Annotated in this window: 14 protein-coding genes and 2 pseudogenes; 5 read left to right on the top strand and 11 right to left on the bottom strand. The window is 56.8% G+C overall.

Going from position 1 to position 17,811, the window contains the following annotated elements:
- Nucleotides 1–16: 16 nt before the first annotated feature.
- Nucleotides 17–1,789: a choline dehydrogenase gene (gene betA / locus HMPREF1257_RS07065; protein ID WP_023024852.1), complete on the bottom strand. Its 1,773-nt coding sequence runs from the start codon at nucleotides 1,787–1,789 to the stop codon at nucleotides 17–19.
- Between the two features lie 333 nt (nucleotides 1,790–2,122).
- Here betA and betT point away from each other — a divergent pair, with 333 nt between their 5' ends.
- The gene (gene betT / locus HMPREF1257_RS07060) at nucleotides 2,123–4,363 is read left to right on the top strand and encodes a choline BCCT transporter BetT (protein WP_023024850.1); all 2,241 of its coding nucleotides are present in this window, start codon (nucleotides 2,123–2,125) and stop codon (nucleotides 4,361–4,363) included.
- A gap of 45 nt (nucleotides 4,364–4,408) precedes the next feature.
- Nucleotides 4,409–5,986: an aldehyde dehydrogenase family protein gene (locus HMPREF1257_RS07055; RefSeq protein WP_023024848.1), complete on the top strand. Its 1,578-nt coding sequence runs from the start codon at nucleotides 4,409–4,411 to the stop codon at nucleotides 5,984–5,986.
- Between the two features lie 60 nt (nucleotides 5,987–6,046).
- On the opposite strand, the gene HMPREF1257_RS07050 is transcribed toward HMPREF1257_RS07055, so the two are convergent.
- The 6 genes and pseudogenes from HMPREF1257_RS07050 to HMPREF1257_RS11880 all read right to left on the bottom strand — a co-directional run.
- Nucleotides 6,047–6,766, bottom strand: coding sequence for an SDR family oxidoreductase (locus HMPREF1257_RS07050; protein ID WP_023024846.1), 720 nt, complete (start codon nucleotides 6,764–6,766; stop codon nucleotides 6,047–6,049).
- 36 nt (nucleotides 6,767–6,802) lie between these two features.
- A complete protein-coding gene (locus HMPREF1257_RS07045; RefSeq protein ID WP_023024844.1) occupies nucleotides 6,803–7,342 on the bottom strand; it encodes an NADPH-dependent FMN reductase in 540 nt (179 codons plus the stop codon).
- 39 nt (nucleotides 7,343–7,381) lie between these two features.
- Nucleotides 7,382–8,071, bottom strand: a complete 690-nt coding sequence (locus HMPREF1257_RS07040; protein ID WP_023027947.1) for an alpha-ketoglutarate-dependent dioxygenase AlkB — start codon at nucleotides 8,069–8,071, stop codon at nucleotides 7,382–7,384.
- 462 nt (nucleotides 8,072–8,533) lie between these two features.
- Nucleotides 8,534–8,794, bottom strand: coding sequence for an integrase core domain-containing protein (locus tag HMPREF1257_RS11890; protein ID WP_023024840.1), 261 nt, complete (start codon nucleotides 8,792–8,794; stop codon nucleotides 8,534–8,536).
- A gap of 570 nt (nucleotides 8,795–9,364) precedes the next feature.
- Nucleotides 9,365–9,578, bottom strand: a pseudogene (locus HMPREF1257_RS12395) (hypothetical protein).
- Between the two features lie 4 nt (nucleotides 9,579–9,582).
- Nucleotides 9,583–9,903, bottom strand: a pseudogene (locus HMPREF1257_RS11880) (transposase); the annotation flags it as partial.
- Between the two features lie 161 nt (nucleotides 9,904–10,064).
- Here HMPREF1257_RS11880 and istA point away from each other — a divergent pair.
- Nucleotides 10,065–11,150 (top strand): IS21 family transposase, encoded by a 1,086-nt coding sequence (istA, locus tag HMPREF1257_RS07025; RefSeq protein ID WP_023024836.1) that lies wholly within the window; start codon nucleotides 10,065–10,067, stop codon nucleotides 11,148–11,150.
- Here istA and HMPREF1257_RS07020 read toward each other — a convergent pair.
- Nucleotides 11,147–12,363, bottom strand: a protein-coding gene (locus HMPREF1257_RS07020; protein WP_156904624.1) for an IS3 family transposase whose coding sequence is annotated in 2 segments (ribosomal slippage) — nucleotides 11,147–12,102 and nucleotides 12,102–12,363 — 1,218 coding nt in all. Because the reading frame shifts where the segments join, the coding sequence is not laid out codon by codon here. The two genes, istA and HMPREF1257_RS07020, sit on opposite strands and share 4 nt — an antisense overlap.
- 315 nt (nucleotides 12,364–12,678) lie before the next feature.
- Here HMPREF1257_RS07020 and HMPREF1257_RS12235 point away from each other — a divergent pair.
- Entirely contained in the window at nucleotides 12,679–12,966 is a 288-nt protein-coding gene (locus HMPREF1257_RS12235; protein ID WP_156904649.1) for a hypothetical protein, read from the top strand.
- A complete protein-coding gene (locus HMPREF1257_RS07005) occupies nucleotides 12,967–13,734 on the top strand; it encodes an ATP-binding protein (RefSeq protein WP_023024831.1) in 768 nt (255 codons plus the stop codon).
- A 256-nt stretch (nucleotides 13,735–13,990) separates the two neighbouring features.
- Here HMPREF1257_RS07005 and HMPREF1257_RS12655 read toward each other — a convergent pair whose 3' ends face one another.
- From HMPREF1257_RS12655 to HMPREF1257_RS06990, 3 genes are all read right to left on the bottom strand, one after another.
- Nucleotides 13,991–14,239: an IS3 family transposase gene (locus HMPREF1257_RS12655; protein WP_051139585.1), complete on the bottom strand. Its 249-nt coding sequence runs from the start codon at nucleotides 14,237–14,239 to the stop codon at nucleotides 13,991–13,993.
- A 51-nt stretch (nucleotides 14,240–14,290) separates the two neighbouring features.
- Nucleotides 14,291–14,605: a transposase gene (locus HMPREF1257_RS06995; RefSeq protein WP_034659452.1), complete on the bottom strand. Its 315-nt coding sequence runs from the start codon at nucleotides 14,603–14,605 to the stop codon at nucleotides 14,291–14,293.
- A 269-nt stretch (nucleotides 14,606–14,874) separates the two neighbouring features.
- A complete protein-coding gene (locus HMPREF1257_RS06990; protein ID WP_023024827.1) occupies nucleotides 14,875–17,811 on the bottom strand; it encodes a DEAD/DEAH box helicase family protein in 2,937 nt (978 codons plus the stop codon).

Genomic DNA, 17,811 nt, shown 5'->3' with positions numbered 1-17,811 from the left:
TTAATATAAGCGGGCGTTAGTAAGCACCCTTCGGTGCCTCCTTGTGGTCACGGATCGCCTCGCCTTCGGCGTAGAGCGGCATATCCTCGTGAGCCTTGTACCACGGAGTGTAGTTAGGCTCGAGCGGCGTGCGGCCGGCAATGAGGTCCGCAGCCTTCTCTCCCACCATCATAGTTGGGGAGTAGATATTGCCGTTGGGAACCGAGGGGAATACGGAAGCATCGGCGATATACAGGCCATCGATGCCCCATACGCCCATGGTCTCTGGGTTCACCACGGCCATGGGATCGGACTCATCGCCCATCTTGGCGGTGCAGGATGGGTGCAGTGCGGTCTCGCCGTCATTGCGGACCCACTCCAAGATTTCCTCATCGCTTTGCACCTCTGGGCCCGGGCTGAACTCGCGGGCGCCTACTTCCTCCATTGCCTGAGTATCCAGCAGGGAGCGGGCGACGCGGACGGCTTCTACCCATTCGCGGCGGTCCTGCTCGGTGCGCAGGTAATTAAAGAGGATGGAGGGCTTTTGGCGGATATCGGAGCTCTTGATGTGCACGTGACCCTTGGTATCAGAGAACATCGGGCCAACGTGCCACTGGAAGCCGTGCTTTACATCGGCCTTTTGGCCGTCATAGCGCACCGCCATGGGCAGGAAGTGGAACATCAAGTTCGGGTAGGCCTCATCCTCGTTGGAGCGCACGAAACCGCCGCCCTCAAAGTGCGAGGTGGCCACCGGGCCCTTCTTCGTCAGCAGCCACTGCAAGCCCATGAATGGCCAACGCCACTTATCCAGGTAGGGCTGGGAGGAAGCGGTGGACTTGGTAGTCTCGTACTGGATGTAGACCTCGAGGTGGTCCTGCAGGTTCTCACCCACGCCTGGCAGGTGCTTGACCACATCGATGCCGTGCTTTTCCAAGATCTCGCGGTCGCCCACGCCAGAGACCTCTAGCAGCTGCGGGGTATTGATGGCACCGGCGGACAAGACGATCTTGTCCGCGTAGACGCGGTGGGTGCCACCCTGCCACTCGTATTCCACGCCTACTGCCTTGGTGCCTTCAAAGAGGATCTTGGTGGTAAATGCGCGGGTACGTACCTCAAGGTTGTCACGGTCCTGGTTGGGGTACAGGTAGGCGCGGGCAGCGGACCAACGCTTGCCGTGCTTGATATTGCGATCGAAGGGTGCAAAGCCTTCCTGGCGGTAGCCGTTGACGTCATTGGTCAGGTTATAGCCCGCTTCTTGTACCGATTTGAATAGCGCCTGGAAAAGCGGCGAGGTAGCTGGACCGCGGGACAGGTAGAGCGGGCCATCGTGGCCGCGGCGCGGATCATCGTCTTCTGCGGCAGCGGTGGTTTCCATGCGGTTGAAGTACGGCAAGCAGTGGGCAAAGTCCCAGTTATCCATGCCTGGGTTCTGGCCCCACTTTTCGTAGTCCATGGGGTTGCCGCGCTGATAGATCATGCCGTTGATGGAAGAAGAACCGCCGAGCACCTTGCCGCGGGCGTGGTAAATGCGGCGCCCATTCATCTCCGGTTCCGGATCGGATTCATACATCCAGTCATAGTTCTTAGCCCCGATGGGGAAAGAGAATCCAGAAGGCATGTGGATGAATAGGTCCCACAGGGAATCCGGACGGCCGGCCTCAAGAACGAGCACGCGGGTGTCTTTGTCCTCGGTCAAGCGAGCCGCGATGACGGAGCCGGCAGAGCCACCGCCGACGACGACCACATCGCTTACTTCATCCGTGGCCCTCTTTGTCGAGTTCTTCTTAGTCAATTTGTCCACAATACCCATAAATCCCCTTCCTTCTGTGAGCCATCTCACGCGTAGTTCTCGCCGAATTTCTGGCGAATCCATTGTATTGTGCGCAAAAAATCTGTGCTTAACCGCTTTCATTTATGCACAATGGCGACCCCAGAATACACATCTGGTGGACGTTTTCGCAGATTAATGTATATTTACGGTGTTCGGGTATGCATCTGAGTAGATGAAATCCGGGGTCTTTACGCATAGATTGCTCGCATATGATTTATGACACCAACCTATCTCTTACCCCTCTTTTCGGGGGATTGAAGGGCACTCTTGCGAAAGATTCGGCACTTAATCGATCAAGACTAGGAGAAGTAGATGGCTAACCGTGGTCCGCACGACCATGAAGAGTCCCGTACAGGGGATTCCGACACCTCTCTCGCTCACTCCCCTGGGGAAACTCACCCAACTGAGGACAAGGGTCATAAACCGCGCAACCAAGTACGCGCCATCGTCGGCAGCTACAAGGCCGAAACCGGCGATGATGTCGGTGCCGATGAGGTGGCCGCACCCAAACCCAATTGGCCGGTCTTTATCATTTCCGGTGTGCTGATTATCGCCATGGCCCTGTATGCGGGCTTTGGCAAAGAATCCGCGGCGAATACCCTCGCCAGCGTCACCGGATGGATCGGCACAAACCTGGGATGGTTCTACGTCCTGACCGCCACCATCGCCGTGGTCTTTGTCCTCTACATCGCCTTTTCCAATACCGGCAGCATCCGCATGGGCCCGGACCACTCCCGGCCCAAATTCAATACCTTTTCATGGGTATCCATGCTCTTTGCCGCCGGCATCGGCGTGGACCTCATGTTCTTCGCCGTGGCCGAGCCGGTCACGATGTACATGGATCCGCCGGTGGGCGATGGCGAGACCATGGAGGCCGCCAAAGAGGCCGTGGTCTACGCCATGTTCCACTACGGGCTTACCGGCTGGGCGCTCTATGCGCTGATGGGCATGGCCTTTGGTTACTTCGCCTACCGTCTGAATATGCCGTTGGCTATTCGCTCGGCGCTGTACCCGCTCATCGGCAAGCGCGTGCACGGACCCATTGGGGCGGCCGTGGACATTGCCGCCATGCTGGGCACCGTTTTCGGCGTTACCGCATCCCTGGGCATCGGCGTGGTGCAGCTGTCCTACGGCTTCCACCTCATCTTTGGCATCGAACAGGGGCTGGGGCTGCAATCGGCCCTCATCATTATCGCCGTCGCCATTGCAACGTTGTCTGCCGTATCCGGCGTGGATAAGGGCATCCGCTTCCTCTCTGAGCTCAACGTGTACCTCGCCATCGCGCTGATGATTTACGTCGTGGTCTTTGGCAAGACCGCCTACCTCTTCGACGCCATCGTCACCAATATCGGTGACTACGTCTCCAAGTTCCCCTCCTGGACGCTAGAGACCTTCGCCTTTGCTGAGGACCAAGCCAGCGTGGATACCTGGATGCAATCCTGGACCCTCTTCTTCTGGGCCTGGTGGATTGCCTGGGCAACCTTCGTCGGCCTGTTCCTCGCCCGCATTTCCCGCGGCCGCACGCTGCGCCAGTTCATCCTGGGCACGCTGACCTTCCCCTTCCTGTTCATCCTGATGTGGATGTCCTTCTTTGGCAATACCGCCCTGGACATGGTGCGCTCCGGTGACTATCCGGAATTTGCGGAAAACGCCATCAACGTTCCGGAACAGGGTTTCTACGACATGCTCCAAGAATTCCCTGGCTCCGGCATCGTCATCTTCCTGACCACCTTCATCGGCCTGCTGCTGTATATCACCTCGGCCGACTCCGGTGCGCTGGTCATGTCCAATTTCACCTCCCGCATCACGGATAACCGGCAAGATGGCGCCCGGTGGCTGCGCATTTTCTGGTCCATTACCGTCGGCGCGTTGACCTTGGCATTGCTACAGCTCGATGGCATTGCCACCGTGCAATCCGCGACCGTGGTCATGGGCCTGCCCTTCGCATTCGTGGTCTACCTCATCATGTTCTCGCTCTGGAAGTCGCTGCGCCTAGAAATCGTCCAGCGCGAGGCCCGGAAAACCGCCTTGCACGGCGCCATCAGCAGCCGCACCGAGCGCGAGCCCAGCGATGCCAACCTGTGGAAGAACCGCTTGGACCGCGCCAACTCCTTCCCCACCAAACAGGACATGGATGACTACCTGCGAGGAACCGCCACCTACGCCCTCGAACAGGTGGCCACACAGATGCGCACCCGCGGCTACGACGCCATCTTGCTCACCAGCGAGCTTCCCGATGCCGAACTGCCGCAGCTCGACCTCGAAGTCCGGCTGCATAACGAGCGGAAATTCCGCTACCAACTCTTCCCGGTTTCTGCGGAGCGCCCAGACTTCTGCGAGGGCGACGGCGAGTACTACCGCCTTGAGGTCTACGACATGACCGGTTCGCTGGGCTATGACGTCTACGGCTACTCCGAAAACCAGATCATCAACAACGTGCTGGACCTGTACGAGCGCCACCTGGCATTCCTCTACATGCAGCAAAACCAGCCGGGCGATTCCGATGTCTCCGATGGTGCCGAGCCCGAACGCACCTGGCGCGAAGATAGTTAAACTGGCGGGCGATACCGCCTCAATTAGAGAAAGGTTGCTTGCACTTTGAGCACCCAAAACACCTTGTTCGATCCCGCGACCACCGAACTGCTCCAAGGCGTGCACTCCGGTGATGCCCCGAAGTCGCTCTTCATCAACGGCCAGTGGGAGGCCGCCCAAGATGGCGAGACCCGCACCATTATCTGCCCTGCCGATGGCTCCACCGTCGGCGTCGTCTCCGAGGCCTCCGAAGCAGATACCCTGCGTGCCATCCAGGCTGCACGGGAAACATTCGATAAAGGCGAGTGGGCCGCAACGCCTTCCGCAGAGCGCGGCAAGATCGTCATCCGCCTGGCGGATTTCATCCGGGAGCACAAGGAGCTTTTCGCTCAAGCCGAATCCGCGGATACCGGCAAGCGCTACGAGGAATCCCTGGGCGATATGGACGATATTGCCAATGCTTTCGAGTACTTCGGCACCTTGGCCCAGCACCAAGCCGGCCGCGTGGTCGACCCGCAAGATCCCAACCTGCGCTCGCGCATCGACGCCGAACCGGTGGGCGTCTGCGGCCTGATTACCCCCTGGAACTACCCGCTGCTGCAGGTGTCCTGGAAGGTTGGCCCGGCCCTTGCTGCCGGCAATACCTTCGTGCTCAAGCAGGCAGAGTTGACCCCGCACACCGCCATGCTGCTCATGGCGGCGCTCAAGGAATGCGGCCTGCCGGATGGCGTGGGCAACCTCATCACCGGCGCCGGCGCTAACTGCGGCAATCCGCTCTCCCAGCACCCCGACGTGGACATGGTCTCCTTCACCGGCGGCCTCGTTACCGGCAAGCTGATTGCAAAGAACGCGGCCGAGACCGTCAAGCGCACCGCGCTGGAGCTCGGCGGCAAGAACCCGAACGTTATATTCGCTGATGCCAACTTCGACGTCGCCGTGGATAACGCGCTCAACGGCGCCTTCTTCCACTCCGGCCAGGTCTGCTCTGCCGGCTCGCGCATCGTGGTGGAAGAGTCCCTGCACGATAAGTTCGTTGACGCACTGGTCGAGCGCGCCGAGAAGATCAAGATCGGTGGACCCACCGATGAAAAGGCCGAGGCCGGCCCGCTCATCTCGGCCGATCACCGCGAGAAGGTCGCAGCCTACGTGGACAAGGCCCGCGAGCAAGGAGCCAAAATCCTCACCGGCGGCCGCGCCGCCACCAGCGAGGACACCACCGGCCAGCACGGCACCGGCACCACAGATTTGGGCCAGGGCGTGTACTACCTGCCCACGATTATCGATGGCGCTACCCGCGAGATGGACTGCGTCCACGACGAGGCCTTCGGCCCGACCGTGACCATCGAGACCTTCACCTCCGAAGAAGAGGCCATCGAGATCGCAAACGATACCGAGTATGGCCTGGCTGGCGCGGTGTATACCTCCGATGCGGGCCGTGCCGAGCGCGTTGCCCGTGCCCTGCGCCACGGCACCATTTGGATCAATGATTTCCACCCGTACCTGCCGCAGGCGGAATGGGGCGGCTACAAGCAGTCCGGCAATGGACGCGAGCTGGGTCCGACCGGCCTTGCCGAATACCAAGAGCACAAGCACGTGTACCAGAACCTGGCCCCTGCCGCATGGGATCAGTTTGGCCTGCAATAAGGCTCAAGCAGGAAGATAAAGCCTAGGCCTCGCCGCTCTTTTTAAGAGCCCCGCGGGGCCTTAGCTTTGCGTGCGCGGCTTGATCGTCATCGTATCCACGTTGACGTGGGCCGGTTGGGCGGCAACCCAGCGGATGGCCTCGGCAATATCCTCTGCCACGAGGTTGAGCTGGCCATCGTAGACCGCGGCAGCGCGCTTTTCATCGCCCTTGAAGCGCACCAAGGAAAAGTCCGTGGCCACGCGGCCTGGGTCAATCTCGGTAACGCGCACATCGTGATTTTCTAGCCGCAGCGCGCGGGAAATTACGCGCACGCCGTGCTTAGCGGTGTTATAGCCGGAACCGCCTTCATATACGGTCCAGCCGGCAATGGAACCGACATTAATAATTAGCCCGGAAAGATCCGGCACCCGCTCTAACTTGGGCATAAGAGCCTGAATCATGCGCACGGTGCCGAGCACATTGGTCTCGTACATCCACTGCCAGTCCTCAATTGAGGTATCGACCAGCGGCTCCAGGCCCTTGGCACCGCCGGCGTTATTGACCAAAAGATCTACGCGGTCAAGGTGGGAGACGAACTTGGAGACGGAGACATCGGAGGTAACGTCCAGTTCATAGGCCTCGCCACCGATTTCATTGGCAAGCTGCTGCAGGCGGTCTGTGCGGCGAGCTCCCACCACGACGTGCCAGCCATCCTTGGCCAAAGAGCGCGCGGTGGCCTCCCCAATACCAGAGGAGGCGCCGGTTACTACTGCTACTTTCTTTTCACTCATGCACCCCATGCTACGCAGCGCGCTGCGCGGTGCAGGGCCTTTTACTTAAAGTGCGTCCTCGAGCTCAGCAAGCAGGGAGTTAGCGCGCTCGTAGGAGTCATCGCTGGGGCGGAATTCGCCATCGTTCCAATCGGTGAAGATATTAAAGTCCAGCTGGTTGCGCAGCTGCGGCATGGAGAAGTTAGCCACGACATTGCGCCATGCCTCGACCGCGCGCACGCCGCCGACGGAACCATAGCCCACGAAGGCTACCGGCTTGCCCGCCCATTCCGCGCCGAGCGAATCATAGGCGTTCTTGAACGCACCAGGCACGGAGTGGTTGTACTCCGGGGTCACGAAGACAAAGCCATCGCAGGCATCGACGGCCTTGGACCACTCCTGCACGTTGGCGTCATCGTACTGCTTATTCGCCGCTCCCGGAACAACCTCGCTGGTAAGGATGGGGACATTGAACTTCTTGAGCTCCAACAGCTGGTACTCCACGCCGTTCTCGCGGCCTTGGGCGAGGTCATTGACCCACTCGCCTACTGCCTGGCCCGCCGCCTTATCGCGGGTAGAGCCGATGATGATGCCAATTCGGGACATAAGAAAAACCTCTTTTCTTCAACCTTTATGTAACCCGACCTAGCCTACCGCGCTCGCCGAAACTTGTCTGATGGTGATATTGATTCTTCCTTCCTGCAGCCCGCAACCCTCCGGCAGCGTGCCATCATTTACCCGCACCACCCCGTGATAGGCAAAGCGCTTTGGGCCGCCAAAGACCACCAGATCACCCGAGCACAGGGTCACATCGTCCCAGGGCTTGGTGCGATTTTCGGTATGGCCTATGCGGAAGAGGGCCTCATCCCCAATCGAAAGCGAAATCACGGGCGCGGACGATTCCTCCGAATCATCCACGTGCATCCCCATCGCCGAGCCGGGCGGATAATAATTCACCAGCGCCATCTCCGGCACGAAGTTATCCACCCATGGTTCAAGCTCCGGGGCGACCTGGGCCGCCTGCCGCAGCGCCGCCGGGGCCAATTCCCGCAGGCTATCCGGTACCGGCGGCACCCGCGTGCCTTCCATATTGTCCACGTACCGGTAGCTGGGATAATGCCAATACCTGCCAAGATGCAGCTGAAATACGCTCATCTGCCCACCCGATTTCAGCCGCGGCTGCACCATCGCCATCGGTGTATGCGCATACGCGCGAGCAATCTCCCGCGTCTCTTCCACCAAGGCCTTTTGCTTGCCGATGCCCACCCATCCCGGCACGTGCCCCACGCCCGGCGCGACGTACGCATTCGGCCGCGGCAGCGAATCAAAAAGCATGACCTCACCCTAAACCCAACGACCCGATAAATCGACCAAGACCTATCATTTTCGCCAAGGATCAGAATCCGTTCAAGACCGATAGGCCTAGGGCGCCTCACGCGGAGTTTCACCGCCTGGTTTACCTGGTTCCAAAATGGCTTATTGAAGTGCCCCAGGCCACCACTCCACATGGCCCGTAGAAACACAACGACCTCGACTTCCTCGCGCCAGCCTCGAACTGGGAGAGGAGGCTCCTACCGGCTACCAGACCGTGGATAACGCACACGACACGCAGAGTGAGAACAAGGCACCAGAGCGGAAAGCACAGCATGAAGACGACTAGGACGCCGAACTCTAATCACACCGGAGCCGGAACAGGACTAGTCCTTAGTTGGTGCTTTCCCAGGAATCATCCGGGATAGCCTCTTCCAACTCACGGTCTAAATACTCTATGGCTTTGAAGTGCCCTGGGTTTTGTTCCTAGGCATGTGTCTTGATTTCCATTATTTCTTGACCGGGGTGGTGTTCCCAAAATTCGGCTTCTATTTCAGTCAGCGTGCGGTAGCCCAAGCTCTGGTGGAGCCTTGACTCAGTCCACCAGTTGACCCACTCGAACGTCGCGATTTCCACGTCGACCACGTCGGCCCACGAGCAGGTATGAATTAGTTCGTTCTTGTAGGAGCCGTAGACATTCTCAGCCAAAGCATTGTCATAGGAATCACCAACAGTGCCGGTAGACACGAAATTTCATGCTCAGCCAGGCGCTCGTTGTAGATGATGCTCACATATTGTCAGCCGTGTTCTAAATGATAAATCAAGCCCGTTGTTTCCTTTGGCGCACACGATCGCCTGGTCGAGCGCCTGCAGCGACAAGGCCTCGGTGCGCATCAGACAGGCTGTGTGCTCGCGGCCACTGTCACTGCCCTGGCGGCGCAGCACACGCCACATCTACCACACACCGAAGACGCCGTAACTTTCAGCATGAACATTGCGACTATGCCCCACGAGAGCAGCGTCTCGAAGAGCGCGAGAGCTTAAGCCCCGGTCTTTAGACTGGCGGTACCCACGCGAAGTAAAAAAGCCGCCTTCACGGTGGATGTTTAACGTCTGGCAGATAAACTCGACAGAAAAAATACTCCGGGACTCATCGATAAACCGGATCATTTCTTAACGTTTCGGACCTGGTTCCGACGCGAAAAAGCCGAAGCGGCCTTCAACAACTCATTGGCGTCCCGCAGCTGGTGATTCTCTCGACGCAACCGTGCTTTTTCTGCAGCAAGGTCCTCAGGCAACCGTTCAGTAACGCGTCCCTCACGTCGAGCGGGCTTGCGTCCATTGCCTCGCTGCGTGCCACGAAACGCCCAGTTTGGGTGCCACGATCTTGCACGCTTCCTGCGTCGAAATACTCTCCGCCAGAATGCGATCTTCTACCAAGCGGACGATTCGGTCCTTCGCATCCTGATCAAATTTTCTCGGCATGTTCCAAATTTTCCCATCCACTCAAACAGAACAAAACCTGAGACACTTCAAAACGACTCAGCGAGCGAATTATCCGCGCTGGTTCCCACCGCGCCCATCGACTGGGTAACGCCCAAGCGCCTGCATGTTGCCTGGAACTGCGATGAGGTGTAGACGCTTCCGTGATCTGAGTGGAAAATCGAACCATCAAGACCTCCTCGCAGGTGGGAAGCGTTTTCGAGGGCTTCTTCTACCAGTTCGGTACACATGTGATCTGCGATAGCAAACCCAACAAGTTTGCGGGAGAAACAATCAATAGCTCTTGCCAAGTACATGTTCGTTCCGTCCGCGATCGGCAGATACGTAATATCGCCGACAAGCACACGATTCGGAGCGCAGGTGTTGGCGGACATGAAAAGTTGACCAGTGGCGGAAACGGGATTTAGGGGTTTGGGGAGTTTTTATCCGGGGGTAGAAAACAAAGGGGGTCTTCATCCAGTGTTCGATAGAAGTGTCTAGCCGGACATATCTATCGAAAGGATGAAGACCCTTTATGCAGTCTTCCAGAAGAAGCCAGAAAATTCTGGCTCGCTACGCCATTTTAAAAAATGCGCGTGCTGTCGCCGACGAGCTCAACGTCTCGCACAACACGGTTCTACGCGTGGTGCGCGCTCACGCTGACGCACCGCCAGCGCGTGGGCCACGTCCGTCGATTACGGATGCGCACCGTGGATTCATCAAGGAACTGATCACCAACTCGGGCGGAAAGATCCGCGCCGACGTGGTCCACGAGGCTTTGCTGGACCGTGGTTTTGAAGGAAGCCAGCGCACCACGCGTCGCATCGTCGCGACACTCAAACAGGAATACCGCCTCTCGTCATCGCGGCGCGCACACCAGCCTTGGGTAACCGCACCAGGCAAATGGCTCCAGTACGACTTCGGCGACGGCCCAGTAGTCGATGGCAAGAAGACCGTGCTGTTTGTTGCCTGGGTTGCCTACTCGCGATTCCGCGTCGTCTTTGCCCTGCGTAACCGAAAGATGACTACCGTACTCGCTGCCTTAGACCGGTGCTTTCGGGCTATCGGCGGAGTACCCGACTTTGTGCTCACGGATAATGAGAAAACCGTAGTTGTAGGCCGTCACGCAAGCCTGCCGGAGTTCAATCCGACAATGGAATCGTTCATGTCGCACTACCGCGTTAGTATCCAAGTCTGTGCACCGGCAGACCCTGCCACGAAAGGCGGAGTCGAATACGCCGTACGCCTAGCCAAAGACGACATCCTTCCCCGCGATACGAATCTCGTGGACGCCTACGAGACCTTCGGCCAGCTCGAAGCAGCATGCCAGGCATTTATGGACAAGATCAACGCCCGACCACACCGTACAACCGGGCTTGTTCCTGCAGAAGTACTGCGTGAAGTCGAAGCTAAACACCTCGGCCCACTGCCTGTGGACACGCATCCTAGTGTCTTCGGTGAACTGCGGAAAGTGCCGGCGAATACGCCCATGATCACCTACCAGCACGCGGTGTACTCAGTGCCTGAAGAACTCATGGGCCGGCAAGTCTACATCACAGAACAATCCAGCCTGGGGTTGCCCGCAAATCGTGGACACGTAGTGGAGCTACCTAGTGGTTAGGCAGCTATTTCTTTTCTGCTGGTGGTTAGGCTGGTGTGGTTCTCGAAATCGACGGGGCTGACCATCCCGAGTGCGGAGTGCCGGCGCCGACGGTTGTAGACGGCTTCAATCCAGTAGGCAACGGCCTGACGCGCAGCATCGCGGGTTGGCCAGCGCTTCCGGTCGTAGAACTCGGTCTTAAGCGTCGACCAGAACGACTCAGCCATCGCATTATCGAAACACACCCCAGTACGCCCCACAGACTGAGCAACACCTAGGTTGCGGCACACCTCCCAGAGCTGCTCGCTGGTAAATTGTGTTCCCCGGTCGGCGTGAAACACCAGCCCGTCAGGAACGTCACCACGCAGTGTATGTGCCATCCGCAGTGCTCGTTCGACCAGGAATGTATCTTGCACGCTATCCATAGCCCAGCCCAGCACCCTGCGGGAATGACCATCGCGAACTGCGCATAAGTACAACCAACCCTCGCCGGTTCGCAGGTAGGTAATGTCTGACATCCATACTCGATTGAGCTCGCCGGTATCAAACATGCGCTTTACCAGGTCAGGAAGACTCGACTTACGTTTAGATTGAATCGTTGTCGCTGGGACGAAGGCACGCGGTGAAATTCCTTCAATTCCCATCAGGCGCATCCGCTTAGCCACAGTCTTGCGGTTAAGAACAATCTGGTAGCGCTCACCTAGTTCTGCGGTGATTCGCGGGGCACCGTAGACCTCGTTGGAGTCTTTCCAGATCTGATGAATCTTGCGATCAACATCATCGTAAAATGCTGCACGATCATCCTTACCGGATAAGCGTTGCTGCTGCATATGGGCCCATTTGTAGTATCCAGACCGAGATACCTTCAAAAGGCGTGCCATGCGCTTGATACTGAAATTCGCCTTCTCCTGCTGCATTAATTCGAACTTTTCTGATCGCGTTGCTTTGCGGCGAAGAAGGCTGTCGCTTTTGACAAAAACTCGTTATCCATCTTGGCTTCTGCCAGCTCACGACGCAGACGAGCGTTCTCAGCACGAAGATCAGCCTCGCTTAGCCCATCAGAGGATCCTCGGCGTTGACGCTCATTTTTCACCCACCGACCTAAAAGGCCAGGTGCGACACCAATTTCTTTCGCTACATGAGCAATCGGGCGTTCTGACTCGATTACTAGGTTTGCGGCTTCACGCCGGTACTCCGGCGTGTATTTCTGGCGTTGTTGACTCACAATGAACATCCTCTCTTACGGACACAAGATCCGCACTAATCGGGTGTCCACTAAACGAGGGTAACCTCAAGCCCAGACGTCAATGAGGTCGTAATCTACTTCCACGACATCGACGGGGTGGAAGAAGTCGCACGCCATGTCAAAGGAGTCCGCGGCGACAGCCGGATTGACCCGAACCATTTCTCCTTCCAGCGGCCTGAGCCTGGCCACTACAAGGTCAATCCTCGCTCGAAACTAGAAAAAGACTTCCTTGCCATCGGACCCGGTGCCGAAGCGTGGCTGCGCTTCGGGGTTGCCCACCACGCACCGCAAATCAAACACACCATGAGTTTGTTCGTCACGCTGGCCGCTACGCGCGGGAAGTGGTTCGCTGATGACATCGCTCGCGCCGCGATCGACGCGGGCCTTATCACCAGCACCGATATCGAAGCCATGGCAGATAACTACCCAGTCAACGCCCTAGCTACCAAAATCGGCACGGCCTTTAATATCGAGGGCCCAGAACCTGAAACCATCGAACATGCCTCGAACTCCTGGGACGGGTTCTACACACCCACACCACCTGAGACCTCACACCACGAGGCCGACGAGCACGAGGAGGCATGGTTCTAAATGAGCGCACCCAACTACCAGCTTCCCGCAGGGCTTGCCGCACAACTAACCAGGCTTCGAGTACCCGGGCTTAAAAGTGCCGCCATTGACTACCTTCAATCATGTGACAATGACGCTCACCGCCGGCGCCTGGAAGAATTTCTAGGCACCATTGTCGAAGCAGAAGCACTCAGCAGGGCCAAGTCAGCGCTAGTCACCAGGCGTAAAAATGCTGGACTTCCTACCGGGGTAAGTTTCGCCGCGTGGGACCCAGCCAGGTCTACCATCCCAGTAGAACGCCAAGAACACCTCAAAGCCCTAGACTGGGTGGACCGCCACGACAACCTCGTTTTGTGCGGGCCACAAGGCACTGGCAAATCCATGCTCACCGAAGCACTTGCAGTCGAGCTGATTAAACGCGGCAAGAAGGTCAAGTGGCTCACAATGAAGAACCTCGGCCAGCTCATTAACCGGCACGCTGCGGACTTGGACCCGCATAAAGGCTTTTCGAAACTCGCCAAACTGGACTTAGTCATCCTTGACAACGTGGGATACTTCGACGTTACCGTCGCTGAAGCCAACGGATTCCTCGCGCTTATTGAAGCGACCTACCAGCACACCTCGCTGGCGATTACCTCGAACTCGCATCCGTCACGGTTCGCCGACCTCATGCCGCAGGTACGCCCCACACAGATCAACGCCGCCATCGACCGGCTAATGCACCACGCCATCGTCATCCAAACCGAAGGAGAATCCCAGCGCTACATCGACGCCACAACAAAGCGCTAACCCATAGGGCATAGTTCGCATACACACCCCGTCCGGCTAAGACAACCCTTCGAACACGCCCCACCCCCGTCGTGTCCGCCACTGGTCAGTTTCTCATGGCCATAGGCGGACTTTTTCATGTCCGCCTCCGGTCAGTTTTTCATGTCCGCTAACAGCAGGCGGTGAAGTCACGGTTCACCAAGTCTGCGAACACGCGCCGGCCTTTGTCGCGCACGGTGGTCTTGACCCTGCGCTTCTTCTGAAATCCGAACAGGTTCTAGGCCCGCATCAAGCGGGCCACCTTTTTGCGATTGATCCGCTTGGCAGGGGTTGTAGCACCGTCGCGACATGTGGGGTCGTTGAGTTCGGCAGTGATGCGACGAGCACCCCAGACGCCGTTTTCAGCGTCGAAAATGTCCTGGATCTCAGCGGCCGCCAGAGCGTCATCTAAAAGGCGCTGACGACGACGTGGAGCCGAATTCTTCCACCTGTAGTACGAAGACCGGTTAAGGTTTAGAACTTCCATCCGCTTAACCGAGTAGTCGGAGATATGGTCACAGGCGAACTGGAAGTCGTATCACCAGGTCGGCTCTTCCGCAAAATACTTCGCGGCCTTGCGCAGAATTTCACGCTCTTCACGAAGCCGCTTGTTTTCGCGCTTTAACTGGCGAATTCGCTCCGCATCAGCAAGCTTAGCTGCCGGTGAAGAGCCTGCATCCTTAGCGGCAACGTTGGTACCAAACTGCTTGTACCAATATCCCAGGGCCGAGCGATTGATCCCGAGCTCTTCTGCGACCTTGCGCATCGAAGCATCTGGGCTCGCCCCGAACATCGCGACGGCGTCGCGCTTGAACTGTTCCGTGTAAACCTTGACGCGGGCATGCTGGTAGATTACCTTCCTTCCCAGCCATACTGGCTGGAATCCGGGGTGTCTACCTAACGGGGGTCAGATCCGGCTGAAAATCCAGCAACTGCACGAAGTCGTCAACCATTTGAAGCTTCTTTAAACGACCCCGTGCGCATCGGAACTGTCCGGCAAAAGACAGTAATCGCCCACCCGCGCACCCTTATGACTCAGGTGGGGCGAGCCCGACCAGAAACCGCTCTAAGGTAATGAGAGCCCGTTTACGTCACAGTAACCGATTTGTTCAAACCTGTCCTTTATAGATTCCAATCGCTGGGCGCAGCCTTAGCGTAATCCACACCGATGGTCTCGAAATGGACTTTCGCTGCATCAATCTTGGCTTGTTCAGTCGCGCGCAGAAGATGTTCGTTCATCGTGCTCTTCGTTTCACGGACCATATAGAGCTTGTCCCCGCCGTCCTCGTACTTCACGATCGCCCAGTCTGGGTTATATGGTCCGACGGGAGTATCAATCTTGAACTTCGGTGGCAACTTGAGGAACAACTTGACGTCCTTTCGGCTGTCGAGCAGTTCAGCAAATTCGCGTTCGGTCTCCGAATCGAAGACCACGAAGTCGTAGTCGGTCTTCTCCTTGTTCTTGACTTTGTAGAGGTTGTCGAGGAAGTACTGCTTCTCTTCTACTCCATCCCGCTGCAGTTCAGTCAGCGAGTAGATGCTGCCGCCGATCTTCTCATACTGCACACCTTCGGTGACAATCGCGGCCAGTTCAGCTTCAATAACTCTGCGAACCATCTTGATGTAGTCATTCGGGTTGCAGATGAACTCTTCCAAACGACCACTTTGGATCAAAATGTCAATAATCGTGGCCCTAGTCAACGACGTCGCTTCCTGTAGCTCTGCCACGATGTCGGGCAGCTTGTAGCCGCCACGAAGATCAGAAGTACGGCTACTGGTTTCCGCGCCCTTGGTACCACCGCGAGCGATACTGAGCTTGGCCTTCTTGACCTCGATTCGAAGTGGCTGGATTGTCTCAGCCTTTTTGATTTTCTTGACTGAACTCTTGATCAATTCTTCACGGTCAACCGACACGCTATAGGTCGTGCGTTGACTAATCTTCTCCCAGAACTCTTCAAACTCTCGCGAGGTGAAATACAGCTGTTTATTGAGCTTGCGGGTCGTACGGTTGCGCTTAGGTTTGACGTATTGTTCAATATTCGCCCGGCGCAGGATCTCAATAATCACAGACTCCACTGGACTGTATTCTCCCGACAACCCCAGCGAGAATCCATCGGCATCCGGGGTAAACGCCTCAGTGACATAACCATCCTTGCTAAGGAACCCTCGGTCCTTAAGCTGCTCCCAGATTACTTCCGAAGTGAAGTAACCGATGTTATCCGCCCCACCCGACTCTGGATTTGGCAACTTGGCGAAATCCCCTTTGCGGATAAAGCCAATGGCCACACCAGCCTTCTTGTATTCGTTCTGCAGATTAGCGGCGAACTTCTGGTAAGACTCGTTCGCAATGACCGTCAGCTGAGCCACCGCCCGGTCAGCGACTCGCTCACCATCCTGGTTGACCGGCAAACGTAGACCACGCCCAATAGTCTGGCGTCGCTCTGTTTCTGAGCCCATTTCACGCAAGGTACAGATCTGGAAGACGTTCGGGTTATCCCACCCCTCACGCAAAGCCGAGTGTGAGAAGATAAACCGGACCGGTTCATCTTCACTCATTAGTCGAGCCTTGTCTTTCATGATCAGGTCGTAAGAATCATCATCCTTAGCCGTCTCACCCGAAGTGTCACCAAAGACACCCTTTTTAATCTGCGAAAAGTACGCCCGACGCAGCTCAACGGGATCTTGTGGCAACAGCTCTTTGTATTCCGGACGGCGCTCGCGCTCTTCAATGAACAGTTCATCAAACCACTGTGCGAACTTGCCGTTAGCGGTCACATTATCTGAGCCATCACCGAGGTAGCTTGCTACCTTGTCCACGAAGAACAAGCTCAGCACCTTCATCCCGTGCTCGCGCATCAACGACTCTTTGCGGAAATGCTCCCGGATGGTTTCCCGGATCATCTCCCGGTAAACAGCCTCATCGTTGTTGCCAATTGCCTCACCGACATGAAGGATTCCGTGATTGGTCAACTCAACAAAGCCAGGACCGCCAAGATTGATTTCATTGATCCGCCAGTTGTTATTGTAAGCCGGATTGTTGGTTACTTTCTCTAGGTCTTGGCCTTGCTTGACCTTCTTAACCTGACGATCAAATGAGCCATCCTTCTTCCGACACACCAACTCTAGGCTGGCCTGCCAAGGATTACTCTTAACCTCCAGCAACTTGATATATGGCTTAGCATCCCCGCCGTGCTCAGTCGCCTCGGCCACCACAATCTGTTTAACTAGTCCAAGTTCATGCGCATCGACCGGGTCCAAGCGGTAAGTCACGTTACGGGTCTTGCGGTGAGTTGCACTGTAGCGCAGGATAAAAGCAGGATTCATCCCCACCAGCGCCGACTTCGAGAGATCTGACTCCATATTCTGCGGCTCATCCATGATCAGGACCGGACGAGTCGCCTTCAAGAAATCGATCGGCTTGAGCCCATTGAGCTTGTCCCGGTTCTGATTCATGATCAGGTTATTGCCCCGGCCGCGGACAGAACCAATCGTCATGATCATGATCTGGATACTGGTCGAAGTCGCAAAAGACTGCACGTCCTCGGCATTCTTACCACTATAGACCATAAGATCAAACGGTAGGCTCGGATAAAGTTGGCGGAAGTGATCATGCATCAAATCGATGCTGGTCTTCACTCCCTCCCGGATAGCAACGCTTGGAACCAAAACCACGAACTTGGTGAAGTTGTACTTCTGAGCCAGTTCGAAAATAGTGCGCAGGTAAACATACGTCTTTCCGGTACCAGTCTCCATTTCAATATCGAATTGCAGACCATCTTTGAGCACCGAAGCAGGCTCCAATCCATGAGCATTCTGAACGACCTTTAGGTTCTCAAGCACTGTTTCTTCATCAAGCAAGAAGTTATTACCGACCGCACCAACTTCTTGGCTCAAATCCAAATCCAGCGCCTGCGCACCATCAGCTTCCGGCAGCGCACGCATCGACCGGAACGTCGTAAGGAAATCACCCGCGTCATTCGGCTGACCATCAAAAAGGTCCACAACCGAATCGATCGCTGAAAGCTGGTACCCCTGTTTCGCATCAAACTTAAACTTCAT

It is taken from the genome of Corynebacterium sp. KPL1814, from assembly GCF_000478175.1.
Lineage (GTDB): Bacteria > Actinomycetota > Actinomycetes > Mycobacteriales > Mycobacteriaceae > Corynebacterium.
The sequence above is the reverse complement of the archived record's forward strand: the minus strand, read 5'-3'. Positions and strand labels throughout refer to the sequence as shown.